Raw genomic sequence first — 16788 nt, 5'->3', positions numbered from 1 at the left:
TATGAAGACTTAACAACTTATTATTAACTAATAATTAATACATAGTTACATAACGACAGTTGTGATATTTTAAATTATTAAAATATCGATATATGCAATTGTCATGGGCGTTATTTGCCTACATTTTAACCATCAAACAGCATTTATATGAGAATCAACCCGAGGACATCCACAACCATTCGATCCTGTCTGCTTGGACTAATAATTATACTTACAGCCATCCACGTCCAAACATTTGCAAAGCAACCTGAGAGCACATTGGATCTTTCTAAACGTATCAATTTAAGCGTAAAAGGGCAGGCTTTATTACAGGCGTTAAAGCTTATTGAAGAGAAAGCAGCCATTAAATTTATTTACAGTAAACAAATTATAGATTTATCGCAGCGCGTATTCATCGAAGTGCAGCAAGAGTCTTTGCAGCGAGTGCTTGATCAGCTTCTTACAGCCAAAAACATTCAGTACAAAGTTATCGAGAATCGGATTGTTTTAGGTAAATCCACCCCTGGTCTGAATCAAGAAATAGAAGTAAAGGGACTCGTAACCGATGCGCAAGGGCAAGGGATCCCGGGCGTGAGTGTACGCCTAAAGGGTAGTACCAAGGGTACAGTAACAGGGGCTGACGGTGCTTACCAATTAAAAGTGGGAGGAACAGGTGAATTAGAATTTAGCTATATGGGCTATGTGGGGCAAACCGTAGCTATTGGCGGTCGTAATGTAGTAAATGTACAATTAGTAGAAGATAATCAAGCCTTAAGTGAAGTAGTTGTTACCGCATTAGGGATTTCACGTGAAAAAAAGGCGTTGGCCTATTCGGTAGCCGAAGTTGGCGGTGATCAATTAACGCAGGCAAAAGAAGTGAATGTCGCTAATGCTTTGGTAGGTAAAGTGGCAGGTGTTGATGTTTCGGGTATGGCTACCGGCCCAGGTGGTTCGAGTAGGGTGATTATAAGGGGTAACGGATCATTGAGCGGAAACAATCAACCGCTGTATGTGATCAATGGAATGCCGATGGATAATTCGACACCGGGAGGTAGCACAAGTTCGACAGGAATGGGTTGGAATATTGACCGTGGCGATGGAATAGCGGGTATCAATCCAGATGATATTGAAAGTATCAGCGTTTTAAAAGGCGGTCCGGCATCTGCTTTATATGGATCGAGAGCCGCAAATGGCGTAATTTTGATTACTACAAAAAAAGGAGTAGCACAAAAAGGTTTAGGTATTGAGTTTAATAGTACCTCTACTTTTGAGCGTCCTTCCATGTACCCTGAATGGCAGTATGAATACGGACAGGGGATTGATGGACGAAAGCCTACCACACAGGACGAGGCGATTGCAACCGGCCGTTTATCCTATGGTGCGAGGATGGACGGGCAGCCCTATGTGCAATTTGATGGCGTAGAACGACCCTATTCGCCTGAAAAAAACAATCCACAACAATTTTATGAAACCGGGCAGACTTATATAAACTCGTTAGCACTATACGGAGGGAGTGAAGACCTGCGGTATCGTGCGAGTGTTTCGAACACGGATGCGCAAGCGATTGTACCGAACTCTACTTACAAACGACTAACTACCAACTTATCGGTCAATGCCAATATCGGCAAGAAGCTTCATTTGGAAGCCGTTTCACAATATAATTATGATCAAGGGAAAAACCGTCCTAAAGTTGGTTATGCAAATGATAATCCCGCTTGGGCTGTATATATGTTAGCAAATACAGTTGACATCATGTCGCTGGCACCGGGTTACGATGCTGAGGGAAATGAAGTCAGGTGGAATCCGGTGGCTGAAGCACCAAACTCTTGGTTTGTCGTAAATCGTTACCGGAATCACGATAAAAAGAACCGATATATTATGCAGGGAAGTCTTCAATACGATATTCTCGACAATCTTTTTATCAAGGGAAGCGCGAGTAGAGACTATTATAATTCAGAATTCGAAGCTATACAGCCCACAGGAACCGCTTTTAGACCCCTAGGTGCTTATCAAAGCTTAAGAGCGACCTCATCCGAAACAAATTACATGTTTACCTTGAATTACAATACAAGTTTCCGTGATTTCAGCTTGTCCGCGATGGTCGGAGGAAATATACAAAGGAATGAGTACGATCTGACAACGATTGAGGGAAGTGAATTCAGGGTGCCTAATTTCTACAGCTATACGAATTTAAATATTTTAACAACCACCCCTTTATATCAAAAAACGGGTATTAACTCAATTTTTGGATCAGCGGACATTGGTTATAAAGGCTTAGCGTATTTAACTTTCACGGGTCGACAAGATTGGTTCTCTACATTAAGTCCGCAAAACAATAGTATTTTTTATCCATCGGTAGGAGGAACCTTTGTTCTATCAGAAGCACTGAGCTTTCCCAAATCCATAAGTGGTTTGAAATTACGGGGCTCATGGGCACAGGTAGGTGGTGCGACACCGACCGCTTATATATTGAACGAATCCTATTCCATGGTACAGGGAGGACATAATGGAAGGCCGGTACAGGAATTGACGTCCGATTTAGTTAACAATCCAGGCTTAAGACCTTTGACCTCTACCACTTACGAATTTGGTCTTGATGCGCAGTTTTTCAATGGGCGTCTAGGGGCTGATCTTACTTTTTATAATCGAAAAACAACCGATGATATTGTTGAATCCAACATTTCTCAAGCTTCCGGTTATAATCGAGCCTTATTAAATGTAGGCGAGTTAAATAATCGGGGTATTGAAGTACTCTTAAGTGGTGCACCTATCAAAAAGGAAAATTTCAGTTGGGATGCCACCTATAACATTTCTTATAACAAAAGTGAAATTCAACAATTAGCGGAGGGGTTAGATGCTATAGTAGTAGGCGATGGTGTTGGCGGAGGAAGTATACGCAATGTGGTAGGTAGGCCTTATGGCGCTTTGTGGGGTTATCGGAAACTAACAGACGAAAATGGTCAAGTGGTATATAATCCGGAAAGTGGGTATGCGGTAAGAGGCCCGCTCGAAGAGATTGGTCAGGGTGTTCCTCCTTTAATTATGGGATTGAACAATACGTTTCGCTATAAGGACTTTTCGCTGAATGTATTGATCGACGGGAAGTTTGGTGGTATGATGTACTCCAATATGTATCAGTATGCCTACCGTTTTGGATTGCCGGAAGAAACCTTACCGGGACGTGAAACCGGTTTAACAGTGACCGGTGTTGACCCCGAAGGTAATCCATTCAGTAAAACGTGGGCCCCTCAAGACATTGATACCTATTATGATAATGACAAGTTCTATACCTCCATGTTTATGTTTGACAACGACTTCGTAAAGCTCAGACAGGTTATTTTATCCTACAATCTTCCGATAGAAAAATTCCGATGGGCGAAATTACAGGGTGCCACTATTTCCTTGGTCGGACGGAACCTATTGACTTTATATCACGATAAGCGAAATAAGTATTTCGACCCTGAGTCTAGCTATACTAACAGTAATGCACAGGGATTAGAGGCATTTGGCGTTCCCAGAACGAGGAGCTTCGGTATCAACCTAATTGTTAAATTTTAATCAATAGACCAAAAGATATGAAAAAGCTATTTCTACATGTGTTAGCGGTTTCGTTGTTCTGCTTCTTTTCTGCCTGCGATAAAGGTTTTGAAGAGATGAATGTTAACCCAAACGCTTCAACCACGGTGGTGCCTGAATACATGTTTACGAAGGCGCTATTAGATGGTGTGAGTTTCAATTATGTCGGTGCTGCTTATTTAACAATTGGCGGATCGATGCAGCAGACGGCTACCTATAAAGAAGTACCCGCCGCAGGCGATAAATATTTTAATGAAACCTATTCATACAATAGTTGGGAGGCTTATTCTACAGCCGTTATTGAAATAAAAAAAGTGATCGATGCAGTAAGCGCCAATCCCGAAGACATTAATAAATTGGCTATTGCACGTATTTGGAAGGTTTTAATATTTCACAGGCTTACTGACTTATATGGCGACGTTCCATATACCGAAGCAGGTTTTGGTGCTAGTAACCAAAATTACACACCGAAATATGATGTGCAAGCCACGATTTATAACGATTTATTGAAAGAATTGGAAGAGTCGGCCAATACGTTGGATCCGGATTTACCAACTTTTGGCAATGGCGATTTGATTTATGCCGGAAACGTTACGAAATGGAGGCAATTTGCATATTCATTGATGTTACGCCTGGGCATGCGTTTGACAAAGATAGATGCGACGCTTGCAGAAAGTTGGGTAAGAAAGGCAATCGCGGGAGGGGTAGTTATGAATGATAACGATTTGGCACGCATTCAATATGTAGATGGATCGCAAGTAGCACAGCGTAATTTCATTGCAACAGCTCTTTTGAATACGGATTATCTCAATCCGCAAGCGGTGGATAATATAGAAGGGGGTAAACTGGCCAAAACCTTTATTGATCATATGAAAGAGACGCAGGATCCGCGATTAAATGCAATTGCTGTCGTCTGGGTACGTAACGCAACAGGTACCTATGTAGCGGACACCAGTTCAGCGATTCAAAAGGGGATGCCCAATGCTGCTTTTAATTCATTTCCCGCCGATTTTGCAAGTTATTCGGAACCGAATCCAAACACGATTCTACGTTACGATGCCCCTCATTTGGTTTTAACAAATGCCGAAACGAATTTATTACTCACGGAAGCCGCTCTCCGCGGATGGTATGATGGTAATCCCGCGCAAACTTATGAAGCTGCGGTACGCGCAGCAATGCATCAATGGAGTTTATTTGGTCAACATGGGGAAATCAGTGAAGCTCGGATTAATTTCTACTTATCACAACACCCATTTAATAATCAGGGCACTTTTGAAGAAAAGCTTGAACAGATTTATACCCAATTATGGGTGTCCTTATTCTTACAAGATGAATATGAAATTTTTGCTAATTGGCGCCGGACGGGTTACCCCAGCCTGACTCCGACTAACTATCCGGGAAACCTGACAGGAGGAACCATCCCCCGACGTTTTGTGGTGCCACTAACTGAAGAAAGTTACAATCGCGATAATTTTAATGAAGCAAAACAACGGCAAGGAGGAACAAATGCCTTAACCAGTCGTGTATGGTGGGATCCCGCGAACTAATCAGCAGAAGCATTATGTATAAAAAGATCATATTTTTTATTACGCTAACCGTTCTTAGCGCAACATTATGCGCGCAAGACTACGCGATACTTATTAAAGGTGGGCACGTCATCGATCCGAAGAATGGTATCGATGAAGTAATGGACATTGCCATTAAGGACGGGAAAATTGTCCAGGTGGCTAAAAATATTCAAGGAAAGGCTACACAAGTTGTCCTCGCGGAAAAACTGTATGTAACACCTGGTTTAATCGATATTCACGCGCATCATTTTTTCGGGACCGAACCGCATAGTTACCTGAGAAATAGTTATACGGCTATTCCACCGGACGGCTTTACTTTTCGCAATGGCGTTACCACGGTCGTGGATGCCGGAAGTCCCGGTTGGAGAAATTTTCAGCTTTATAAGGATCAGACAATAGATCACTCAAAAACCCGCGTACTTGCTTTCTTAAACATTATTGGTGAAGGAATGCGCGGTGGTGCTTATGAGCAGGACTTAAAGGATACCGATCCAAAAATGGCCGCTTTGGTTGCTCGGCAATTCCACCCTTATATCGTAGGCTTCAAAGTAGCTCATTTTGAAGGCCCGGATTGGACAATAGTTGATCATGCCGTAGAAGCGGGGAAGCAAGCGGGTAATTTGCCGGTTATGGTGGACTTCGGTGGTAGTATACCCCCACTACCTTTGGAAGACCTGCTCCTGAACCATTTAAGAAAAGGTGACATTTTAACCCATTGTTTTGCACAGATCAAAGGGCGCGAATCAATTGTCGATCCCACTGAAAAGAAAGTGAAGCCTTTTGCATGGAAAGCGCGAAAGGAGGGGCGGTATTTTGATGTGGGCTACGGAGGGATTAGCTTTTCCTTTAGCCAGGCAATTCCAGCTATCAAAGAAGGCTTCTATCCGGACGCTATTAGTACCGATATCCATACAGGCAGTATGAATAATGCGATGAAGGATATGCTGAGCGTGATGTCTAAGTGTTTGGTAATGGGAATGAGCTTGCAGCAGGTAGTTGCCGCCAGTACTTGGCAACCCGCTCAAATAATAAAACGACCGGAACTAGGTAGTCTGAGTGTAGGGGCAGAGGCTGATATTGCTATTCTGAATGTACTTAATGGAAATTTCGGATACTTTGATTATACAGGATACAAGATCAACGGAAAGCAGAAGTTAGCCTGTGAAATGACCGTGCGAGGTGGAGAGATTGTATACGATCTCAATGGGATCGCTAACCCTATAGTCGTTGCTAAAAAGCAAACGGAACATTAACAAAAACCATATAACAGTTTAACAATCAAATTTATTCATTATGAAAACAGAAAGAAGATCAGTCATTAAAAGATTGTTTGCCTCCATGGTAGGTCTATTAGGAGCTAATGCCATGCTTCGAGCTGAAAGCAAGTCGGCCACAAAAGAAACCTTCAATATAACTAAGCAGGACAATGTGCCTTTATTCTCGGGATCCACCAAATATAACGGATTAGTGTTCGTGGCCGGTAAAGGGGCACATTTCGATGGTGATATAAAAGCACATACAGATCATGTATTAAAAGAATTGGAAGCGGAACTAAAAAAGGCAGGATCATCGATGGAAAAGGTGCTGAAAGTCAACGTCTATCTGGCAGATCTTGGAGATTACAAGGCCATGAATGAGGTGTATCAAGGACGATTTGGCAGTAAACCGCCCGTACGCACTACCGTGGCGACTTATGGCGGGGTGCCCGGTGATTCGCTCGTGGAAATGGATTGCATAGCCTATGTTTAACATGAACAGAATGTACGTTAGGAAAAGTTTTTTTATGCTTATGATGCTGCTCTTTTTTGTTACTACCGGCGCAGCTCAGCAAATAACAAAAGAAGAACTTCGTTTTCTAACTTCCTCCTGGAAAGGGGAGCGTTACCGAGATGGGCGCCCGAAGATTCCTGATTCACTCCTTTTAAGAGCCGAGCGTATTGGTTTTGATGATGCTTGGACCATTCTGAGAAATGCGGGCTATTATAATCAATTTGAGGATGGGTGGAAAGCGATTCGTGAAAATGAGGTCTTTGCAGGGCGCGCTGTAACGGCCGCGTATATGCCAAGGAGGCCCGATATAGAAGATGCCATATTAGAGCGGGGGCATGAAAAAGGCCTTAAAGGAAGCACCAATGCGTGGCCCATTGAGCTACTGCAAAAAGGAGATGTGTACGTCGCTGACGGCTTCGGGAAAGTAGCGGGTGGAACCTTGATTGGACAAACCCTGGGAACCACCATCTTTCAGCGTACCGGTAAGGGCGTAGTTTTTGATGCCGGAGCACGTGATTTTGATGGTTTAGCCGACATAAAAGGTTTCAATGCTTTTGTACGTGATTTCCATCCGTCTTTTTTAGAGGAATCAATGTTAATGGGACTTAATACACCGATACGTATCGGCAAAGCGATTGTGTTACCTGGAGATTTAGTGTTGTGTAATAAAGAGGGGGTGCTTTTTATACCGGCCCACCTGGCAGAAGAGGTCATCGTCACTGCCGAATTTATCCAATTGAGGGATGCCTTTGGAAAAGATCGAATTCAAGCGGGGAAATACAGTGTAGGACAGATCGATAACCAGTGGGATGATCCGATAAAACTTGATTTTCTGAACTGGTTAAAGGAACAAGAAGATCGGGTGAGGCTTACCAAGAAACAGCTGGATCAACTAATGGAAAAAAGAACCTGGTAAACATAATGAACCTAAATATTTGATATGAGGCAATTTTCATTTCACAAAGTCACTTTGTTGATTGCAATGGTGACGGCAATCCTGGGCATATGGGCTTACTGGACCCAGAAGCAATCAGTATGGGGCCCGAGCCTTATTATATGTTTGCTAGCAACGGCCTTATCTTTTCGGACCATTAAGTCGTTACAAGGGTATGCTTATTCAATGATGATATTTGCAATGGTTGCGGCGGCGCTGTGCTATCCCCAACACTTTGTAAGTGTTAACGGTTTTCCATTGGCTGAGCTGATCACTCCTTTGATACAGCTGATCATGTTCGGCATGGGGACTTCCATGAGCGTACACGATTTTGTGGGGGTGATTAAGCATCCAAAGGGCGTTTTTATTGGTGTAGTAAGTCATTTCATCATTATGCCCTGTGTTGGCTTTTTCCTGGCCAATGTAAGCGGCTTTTCTCCGGAAATAGCAGCTGGAATTATTCTGATTGGCTGTTCGCCCAATGGAATGGCCTCCAATGTGATGTCTTATATGGCTAAGGCCAATTTACCATTATCGATTACGATCACAGCGGTATCAACATTACTATCACCTTTGGTAACTCCGACGCTGATGAAGCTATTAGCCGGTGCATTTGTAGAAATCCACCTATTAGACATGATGTGGGATATTTTGAAGATGGTTATACTACCCATAGGTGCCGGTTTGTTATTCAATAGACTATTTCATGGCAAAGTAAAGTGGTTAGACGCATTTATGCCTAAAATCTCGATGGCAGGTATTGCTATTATCATTGCCATCATTACAGCTGCCGGTAGAGATAGTTTACTCCATATTGGTCCGCAATTGATCCTGCTCGTTTTAATACACAATTTAACAGGTTATTTCTTAGGCTATAGTTGCGGTAGACTTTTCCGTATGTCTGAGCGCGACTGCCGAACCATGGCAATTGAAGTGGGAATGCAGAATGGAGGCCTAGCCTCCGGTATTGCAAAGGAAATGGGTAAGCTAGCTACAGTGGGACTAGCACCTGCCATCTTTGGGCCTTTAATGAATATCACAGGATCATTGTTAGCTTCCTATTGGCAAAATAAACCACTAGCTACTCCTGACGCTGCGCTTAAAACGGTTAGCGAGCTTAAAAATTAAAAAGAATTTATCATGAGAAGAAGAGAACTATTAAAATATTTGTCGATGCTGCCTGCCGGTGGATTCATCACCCCTTATGTAGACGGGAATAGATTATTATGGCTGGATAAGGGGCGGCGGGGTCGAGAGCTATTCAAAGAATTGGGCGTACGTACTTTTATCAACGCTGCCGGAACCTATACCGCTATGACGGGATCCCTTATGCGACCGGAAGTACTGGAAGCGATAAACTACAGTGCAGCGGATTTTTGCATGCTGGATGAATTGCAAGATAAAGTAGGTGAAAAAATTGCGAGTTTGGTACATGCGGAATCTGCCGTCGTAACAGCAGGATGTTTTTCCGCTATGACTTTGGGATTGGCCGGAATATTAACGGGCCTTGACGAAGAAAAAGCAATTCAGTTACCCCACCTAATGGGAACCGATATGAAGTCGGAGGTGATCTGTCAAAAAGGGCATGAAATTGTTTATACCCATGCGCTTAAAAATACGGGTTGTAAAATTGTGATGGTAGAAACGAGGGAAGAGCTTGAGCAAACCATTAATGAACGAACGGCGTTGATGTTCTTTCTTAACGTACAGGCTGACAAAGGTAGCATCATGCACGAGGAGTGGGTCTCGATTGCAAAAAAACATGGTGTTCCTACCATGATTGATATCGCGGCTGACGTACCACCTGTTTCCAACTTGTGGAAATTTCATGAAATGGGCTTTGATTTAGTGTGCGTATCCGGAGGAAAGGCGATCCGCGGACCGCAGAGTGCCGGTTTATTGATGGGTAAAAAGAAATTTATACAAGCAGCTAGATTACATATGCCTCCACGTGGGTTTAATATTGGCAGAGGGATGAAAGTGAATAAGGAAGAAATTTTAGGTATGTATGTTGCCTTAGAGAAGTTTATCAACCTTGATCATCAACAAGAGTGGAACTTACAACAGGCTCAAATTGATCTGATCGCAACGGCAGCGCAAGCGGTTGAAGGTGTTACGACGGAGGTGAAGGTGCCTCCTTTGGGAAATGTGACACCAACGCTACATATCCATTGGAATGCAGAAAAGGTGAAAATATCGGGCAAGGAATTACAACAACGTTTACGGAATGGAACACCTTCTATAGAAGTAGGTGGAGCTGAGGATACTTCTTTGATTTTAACTGCTTGGATGCTAAAGCCGGGACAGGAAAAAGTGGTAGCCAAGCGGCTGCGTGAAGAACTTTCGACAGTGGTTTAGTCGAAAGAGGTTGCTTAAAGGGCATAAGCAACAGGATAATTTGGTTGAAAGTCCGGTATTTAAATGCCGGACTTTTTTTATTAAGCGTATTTTTGACTGTGCATTAAACTGCTGGCAGAAACCACAAGAATGAACCAACTCGCTCTTTTGACTTTTTACTTTTTAATTTTTACTTTTTAGTTTTTACTTTTTAATATCTTTGTCGTCACAAAAATCACATTGTAGGTGATTTAGAAAACAATATTTTTTAGAACATTAAAATCATAGTTGTAGATGATTAAAATCACACTTCCTGATGGTTCCATTCGCGAGTACGAGAAGGGAATCACTTCTTTGCAAATTGCCCAATCAATTTCTGAGGGCTTAGCCCGTAACGTTTTAGCTGCCGAAGTTGACGGACAAGTATGGGATGCGACCAGACCTATTGAAAAGGATGCATCTGTAAGATTGCTGACTTGGAATGACAAAGACGGCAAATCGACATTTTGGCATTCTTCTGCCCACTTAATGGCAGAAGCGTTGGAGGCGCTATATCCCGGGACTAAATTTGGTATTGGACCAGCTATCGAAACCGGCTTTTATTACGATGTCGATTTTGGTGATCGGCCTTTTTCTTCGGACGATTTTAAAAAAATTGAGGATAAGATGTTGGAATTGGCACGTACGAAATCTGATTACGTGCGGCAGCAAGTATCCAAATCAGATGCGCTAGCGTATTTTACCGAAAAAGGCGATGAATATAAGTTGGATTTGATAAAGGATTTAGCGGACGGATCCATAACCTTTTATACCCAGGGCAATTTTACAGACCTCTGTAGAGGGCCACATATCCCAAATACAGGTTTTATAAAAGCCATCAAACTAACCAATGTGGCAGGAGCCTATTGGCGTGGTGATGAAAGCAGAAAACAGTTAACTAGGATTTACGGCGTTACTTTCCCTAAGGCAAGCGAATTAGCCGATTATCTTCATATGATTGAAGAAGCTAAGAAAAGGGACCACCGGAAATTGGGCAAAGAATTGGAATTGTTCGCGTTCTCAGAAAGAGTAGGCATGGGCTTACCTCTGTGGCTTCCCAAGGGAGCCGCATTGCGCCAGAAACTGGTTGACTTTCTGCAACGTGCACAAATGAAGGCAGGATATGAACCGGTTGTAACACCGCACATTGGCCATAAAAACCTGTATGTTACCTCTGGCCACTACGAAAAGTATGGAGCAGATTCTTTTCAGCCGATTCGTACACCGCAAGAAGGAGAGGAGTTTCTACTGAAACCCATGAACTGTCCACACCATTGCGAGATTTACAAAACAAAACCCCGATCATACAAAGATCTTCCGGTACGTTTTGCTGAATTTGGTACCGTATATCGTTATGAGCAGAGCGGAGAATTACATGGGTTAACTCGTGTAAGAGGTTTTACGCAGGATGATGCGCACCTGTTTTGTCGTCCGGATCAAGTAAAAGACGAATTCAAAAAAGTTATTGATCTTGTCCTTTATGTATTCAAAGCTTTAGGCTTTGATGATTATACCGCACAGATATCACTAAGAGATCCTGAAAATAAGGGAAAATACATTGGCAGTGAAGAAAATTGGCTACTTGCTGAAGCGGCTATCGTAGAAGCTGCTGAAGAGAAAGGGCTTAAAACCGTGACCGAGTTAGGGGAAGCGGCCTTTTACGGCCCGAAATTGGATTTTATGGTCAAAGACGCATTGGGGCGTAAATGGCAACTTGGTACAATCCAGGTCGATTATAATTTGCCGGAACGGTTCGAGTTAGAATACACAGGCAGTGATAATCAGAAACATCGGCCGGTAATGATTCATCGCGCACCCTTTGGCTCGCTAGAACGTTTTGTCGCCGTTTTAATCGAGCATTGCGCCGGTGAGTTTCCGCTATGGCTTACCCCGGAACAGTTTATCATATTGCCTGTTTCTGAAAAATATGAAGAATATGCAAAAAAACTTTTGGAATCGTTAAATAATACCGATATTCGCGGGTTGATTGATTTGCGAGACGAAAAAGTAGGCAGAAAGATACGGGATGCGGAAGTCAAGAAAATACCTTACATGCTCATCGTAGGCGAAAAAGAGGTTGAAAATGGCACGATTTCTGTTCGAAAACATGGCGAAGGCGATCTTGGTAGCATGACTATAGAAGCCTTTAGTAAGCAATTAATTGAAGAAATAACAGTTTAAATTAAGGAAAAAATTTGTCATTAGGAAAACCAGGAATGAGGGGGCCGCGTCCTCCTTTTAAAAAGAAAGAACCCGACCATAGAATTAATCAGCACATTAGAGCTGCGGAAGTACGCTTAGTTGGCGAAAATGTGGAGCAAGGGGTTTACCCGATTAAACAGGCTTTAGCCATAGCAGACGAGTTGGAGCTTGATTTGGTGGAGATTTCCCCAAATGCAAATCCTCCTGTATGTAAGGTTGTCGATTATAGTAAATTTGTTTACGAACAAAAGAAGAAGCTGAAGGAAATTAAGGCCAATGCTAAACAGACGGTCATTAAGGAAATCCGTTTCGGCCCGAATACGAATGAGCACGATTTCGAGTTCAAACTTAAGCATGCCATTAAGTTCTTGGAAGCTGGAGAAAAGGTACGCGCTTACGTACATTTTAAAGGTAGAGCTATTGTATATAAGGACCGTGGTGAAATTCTTTTGCTGAAATTTGCACAGGCTTTGGAGGAAATTGGCAAAGTGGAATTACTGCCTAAACTAGAGGGAAAGCGGATGTTTATCACTGTTGCCCCAAAAAATCCGAAAACAAAATAACCCCAAGGGTAGAGAGTCGCCGGGCTTTGCGCCGGGAGACCTATTAACAAGAGACTAATAGATAGATAATAACAGATAAGATTATGCCAAAAGTGAAAACCAATTCCAGCGCTAAGAAACGTTTTAGCCTGACTGGAACCGGTAAGATTAAGAGAAAACATGCATACAAAAGCCATATCTTAACCAAGATGAGCACTAAACGTAAACGTAATTTAACACGTTCCGGTTTAGTATCAGATGCAGATTTAGGCAATGTAAAACGTATGCTTGGGATCGGTAAATAGTAATTATTTTAACAAAATTTTTAACCGGGTATTGGGTTGTAAGTCTATTGACTGAATACTTAAGAAAACATAGCGCCTTATACCAAACTAAATTTATTTATTATGCCACGTTCGGTTAACGCAGTAGCTTCGAGAAGAAGAAGAAAGAAGATCCTTAAATTAGCAAAAGGCTATTATGGATCACGTAGCAAGGTGTATACCATTGCTAAAAATACGGTAGAAAAAGGTTTGCAATATGCTTATCGCGACCGTAAAACCAAAAAAAGAGAATTTAGAGCATTATGGATTCAACGTATCAATGCAGGTGCTCGTCAACATGGGATTTCTTATTCTCAGTTGATAGGTAAGTTAAGTGCTAAGAATATCGGTTTAAATCGTAAGGTTTTAGCGGATTTAGCGTTAAACAATCCTGATGCTTTCAAAGCAGTAGTTGATGCAGTTAAATAAATATTAACTTATCACAATCTATTAGTTAAAAGGAGGTCTTGACCTCCTTTTTTATTGATTTATTATTTCAATTACTACGGCCGTGAAAGATTTGACTGCTATAGTGTTGAGCTTTTAAAAGTGCTGTTTGATCAACCTGGCTGTTGATATTTCGCTCTTGTAAAAAGGATAACAATACCTCCGTTGCAATATTTCCTGTCAATTTGTCACTTGCCATCGGACATCCGCCATAACCTCCTATAGCCGTATCAAAACGTTGGCACCCACTATTATAAGCAGCCTGTATTTTCGCTAACATAGTTTGGGGCGTGCTATGTAAGTGAACTCCCAGATCAATATGAGGAAAATGCTTATTTAGATTTTGATAAAGCATTTGAATACTTTCCGGAGTAGACACACCAATAGTATCGGCAAGCATTAAATGTTTGACTCCCTTTTTTACTAATAACTCTGCATAAATAGCAACGATTTCGGGAGACCAAGGATCACCGTATGGATTGCCGAATGCCATTGATAAGTAAATCAATGGTTCTTTGCCAAACTCTTTACAGATCGTTATTATCTCTTCCACATTTGCGAGAGACTGTTGAATACTCGTGTTGGTGTTGCGTTGCTGAAAAGTTTCAGAAACAGAAAATGGAAAGCCAAGAAAGCTTATCTGAGAAAAGGCACTGGCTTCCTTGGCTCCTCTAACATTCGCAACAATGGCGAGTAATTTAGTGCTGCTATCTGAAAGGTTTAATTGTGATAAAACGGCCGCGGTGTCCTGTAGTTGAGGTATTGCTTTTGGAGAGACAAAGCTACCGAAATCCAGGCGGTCAAACCCTACTTTTAACAATAGATTTAAATAGGCGACTTTATGGAGTGTTGGGATAAATTCTTTAATTCCTTGCATCGCGTCTCGTGGACATTCGGTGATTTTGACCATAATTTAGCTCGTTTAGTTATACAAAAATACTAAACATATGTCGAGGTGAAGTTTTTGAGACTTATTTCCATGGATTCTTAGTCCAACGACCCCTTGATTTTTATGTGAAGGCCGTCCAATTGCTCATTTAATCGAATTTGGCAGGCTAGTCTACTGTTTTCATCAGCATCAGGAAGTGTATCCAACATGTTCAATTCATCATCAGATGCTTCATGAAGTCGTTCCATTCCGGACAATACTTCTACGTGGCAGGTAGCACACAATGCCATGCCTCCACAGGTGGCTAGTATATTGTATTCTGAGGCCTTTAGCACTTCCATTAGGCTCAAATTAATATCCTCGGGAATTTCTATAGTTTCCACCGAACCAGTTCTATCTTCTACAGTTATATGAATCATTGTTAATTGTTTGTTTTAGTTGTTTGTTATTCCCTATTGGTTATTGGTTATTGGTTATTAGTTATTAGTTATTAGTTATTAGTTATTAGTTATTAGTTATTGTTATTAGTTGTTGTTATTCGCTTTGTTTTTTTGCTGTGGTACTATTCGAGTTAACCCATTAACCAAAACTAAAATGCGTGAATACCGTTGACCGTCGTATATTTAAAGCTCAGCTTTTGATCAGGGTACACGTATTTGAAAGCACTTTGCGCCATTAAAGCAGCTTCATGATAACCGCATAGGATCAGTTTTAGTTTGCCCGGATACGTGTTAATATCGCCAATAGCATATATGCGTTCTATACTGGTAGAATAATCAGTCGTATTCACTTCTATGGCCGACCTATCGATTGCCAAGCCCCATTGAGCGATTGGTCCTAATTTTGGACTTAAACCAAAAAGTGGTATAAGTGCATCTGTTTCTAAAGAAATCTCTTCCTTTTGTTTGTTAATCATGGCAACTTTTGTTAAGTGGCCCCTTCCTTCTACCCGAATTAAATTGTGTGATAATAACAAGTTGATCTTACCACTGTTAGCAAGATTGAAAACCTTTTCCGCTGAATCGGGTGCACCTCTAAAACTTTCGCTCCGATGCACGAGGGTGACTTTTTCTGCAATTTCACTTAAAAATATAGTCCAATCCAAAGCTGAATCACCTCCGCCGGCAATAACAACCTTTCTATTTCTAAATTGCTCCGGATTTTTAATCATATAATAGATGCCTTTGCCTTCAAAGTCGGCCAAACCTTCTATTTCAGGTTTACGCGGTTCAAAAGAACCCAACCCTCCCGCAATTACTACCACTTGCGCATGGATGTCCGTCCCCTCATTGCCTTTGATAATATAGGAGCCATCGTGTTGTTTTTCCAAAGTTTCCACACGTTCCCCCAAAGTAAAACCTGGATGAAAAGGAGCGATTTGTTCCATCTGTTTATCGATAAGCTCTTGCGCATTGATGGCGGGATAACCGGGAATGTCGTAAATGGGTTTATGTGGATAAATTTCAGCCAGCTGCCCACCAACCTGAGGTAAGGCATCTATCAGGTGGCAACGCATTTTCAATAAACCTGCCTCAAAAACGGCAAACAAACCAACAGGTCCTGCACCTATTATACATATATCTGTAGTAATCATATCTGTTAATTTTAAGGGCTACTTGAGCTCTAAGTTATTATAAATGCTATTTAATATCCGCTCTAGCTGTCGAAAATCATCTTCGTTAAGGTTTTCCCATGCTTTAGTTCGTATTTCTTTAATTTGCGGCGATAATTCTTCCACCTTCGAAATCCCTTTATCTGTTAGATGCACGATAAAACTTCTTCTGTCATTTGGATGAACTTTACGTTCTGCCAATTCCTTCTTTGCTAAGAGATCAACGATGCGGGTCAAAGTGGGTTGATCTTTACCACAACGTTCTGCCAGTTCTTTCTGTGTCAAATCTGCATATTCATAGAGATTTTTTAATACCATCCATTGATCTAAGGTTATATCGAAGCCTTTATTGCTGAACGTTGCCTGTGCATATTGCTTTACCCGGCGCGCTGTACGATCGAGTAAAAATGAATACATGTTGTATGGTTCTTTTTGCATAACAATATTTAGTATGACAAATATATTGTGTTAAATTAAAAATTAAAAAGTAAAAAATCGAAAATGACTTAGGAGTGAGAGAGGTAGGGATGGTAGCAAAAAAAAGGGAGGTGTTTTTATTAAACACCTCCC

15 protein-coding genes are annotated in these 16788 nt (G+C 41.7%); 11 read left to right on the top strand and 4 right to left on the bottom strand.

What is annotated here, in order from left to right; translation table 11 throughout:
• Window positions 1-147 precede the first annotated feature (147 nt).
• From M1D52_RS16175 to rplT, 11 genes are all read left to right on the top strand, one after another.
• Window positions 148-3537 (top strand): SusC/RagA family TonB-linked outer membrane protein, encoded by a 3390-nt coding sequence (locus M1D52_RS16175; protein WP_437392976.1) that lies wholly within the window; start codon window positions 148-150, stop codon window positions 3535-3537.
• A 17-nt stretch (window positions 3538-3554) separates the two neighbouring features.
• Window positions 3555-5102 carry a SusD/RagB family nutrient-binding outer membrane lipoprotein gene (locus tag M1D52_RS16170; protein WP_437392975.1) on the top strand — a complete coding sequence of 516 codons (1548 nt, stop codon included), beginning with the start codon at window positions 3555-3557 and terminating at the stop codon, window positions 5100-5102.
• A gap of 14 nt (window positions 5103-5116) precedes the next feature.
• Entirely contained in the window at window positions 5117-6376 is a 1260-nt protein-coding gene (locus tag M1D52_RS16165; protein ID WP_165447037.1) for an amidohydrolase/deacetylase family metallohydrolase, read from the top strand.
• Between the two features lie 40 nt (window positions 6377-6416).
• A complete protein-coding gene (locus tag M1D52_RS16160) occupies window positions 6417-6872 on the top strand; it encodes a RidA family protein (protein WP_130857324.1) in 456 nt (151 codons plus the stop codon).
• A 10-nt stretch (window positions 6873-6882) separates the two neighbouring features.
• On the top strand, window positions 6883-7809 hold the full coding sequence (locus M1D52_RS16155) for an RraA family protein (RefSeq protein WP_242627315.1): 927 nt from the start codon (window positions 6883-6885) through the stop codon (window positions 7807-7809).
• A 24-nt stretch (window positions 7810-7833) separates the two neighbouring features.
• Window positions 7834-8955: a bile acid:sodium symporter family protein gene (locus M1D52_RS16150; RefSeq protein ID WP_437392974.1), complete on the top strand. Its 1122-nt coding sequence runs from the start codon at window positions 7834-7836 to the stop codon at window positions 8953-8955.
• Window positions 8956-8967: 12 nt separating this feature from the next.
• Entirely contained in the window at window positions 8968-10185 is a 1218-nt protein-coding gene (locus tag M1D52_RS16145) for an aminotransferase class V-fold PLP-dependent enzyme (RefSeq protein ID WP_437392973.1), read from the top strand.
• Window positions 10186-10458: 273 nt separating this feature from the next.
• Complete coding sequence (gene thrS / locus M1D52_RS16140) at window positions 10459-12384, top strand: threonine--tRNA ligase (protein WP_013666229.1); 1926 nt, start codon at window positions 10459-10461, stop codon at window positions 12382-12384.
• A 14-nt stretch (window positions 12385-12398) separates the two neighbouring features.
• Window positions 12399-12968 (top strand): translation initiation factor IF-3, encoded by a 570-nt coding sequence (gene infC, locus M1D52_RS16135; protein WP_013666230.1) that lies wholly within the window; start codon window positions 12399-12401, stop codon window positions 12966-12968.
• 83 nt (window positions 12969-13051) lie between these two features.
• Window positions 13052-13252, top strand: coding sequence for a 50S ribosomal protein L35 (rpmI, locus tag M1D52_RS16130; RefSeq protein ID WP_013666231.1), 201 nt, complete (start codon window positions 13052-13054; stop codon window positions 13250-13252).
• Window positions 13253-13354: 102 nt separating this feature from the next.
• The gene (gene rplT, locus M1D52_RS16125; RefSeq protein ID WP_130857328.1) at window positions 13355-13699 is read left to right on the top strand and encodes a 50S ribosomal protein L20; all 345 of its coding nucleotides are present in this window, start codon (window positions 13355-13357) and stop codon (window positions 13697-13699) included.
• Window positions 13700-13766: 67 nt separating this feature from the next.
• On the opposite strand, the gene M1D52_RS16120 is transcribed toward rplT, so the two are convergent.
• From M1D52_RS16120 to M1D52_RS16105, 4 genes are all read right to left on the bottom strand, one after another.
• Window positions 13767-14627 carry a hydroxymethylglutaryl-CoA lyase gene (locus M1D52_RS16120; RefSeq protein ID WP_437392972.1) on the bottom strand — a complete coding sequence of 287 codons (861 nt, stop codon included), beginning with the start codon at window positions 14625-14627 and terminating at the stop codon, window positions 13767-13769.
• A 77-nt stretch (window positions 14628-14704) separates the two neighbouring features.
• Window positions 14705-15025: a 2Fe-2S iron-sulfur cluster-binding protein gene (locus M1D52_RS16115; protein WP_013666234.1), complete on the bottom strand. Its 321-nt coding sequence runs from the start codon at window positions 15023-15025 to the stop codon at window positions 14705-14707.
• Between the two features lie 170 nt (window positions 15026-15195).
• Window positions 15196-16200, bottom strand: a complete 1005-nt coding sequence (locus tag M1D52_RS16110) for an NAD(P)/FAD-dependent oxidoreductase (RefSeq protein WP_437392971.1) — start codon at window positions 16198-16200, stop codon at window positions 15196-15198.
• Between the two features lie 18 nt (window positions 16201-16218).
• Window positions 16219-16635 carry a MarR family winged helix-turn-helix transcriptional regulator gene (locus tag M1D52_RS16105; RefSeq protein WP_246860279.1) on the bottom strand — a complete coding sequence of 139 codons (417 nt, stop codon included), beginning with the start codon at window positions 16633-16635 and terminating at the stop codon, window positions 16219-16221.
• Between the last annotated feature and the right edge of the window lie 153 nt (window positions 16636-16788).

Source organism: Olivibacter sp. SA151, assembly GCF_054130995.1.
The sequence above is the reverse complement of the archived record's forward strand: the minus strand, read 5'-3'. Positions and strand labels throughout refer to the sequence as shown.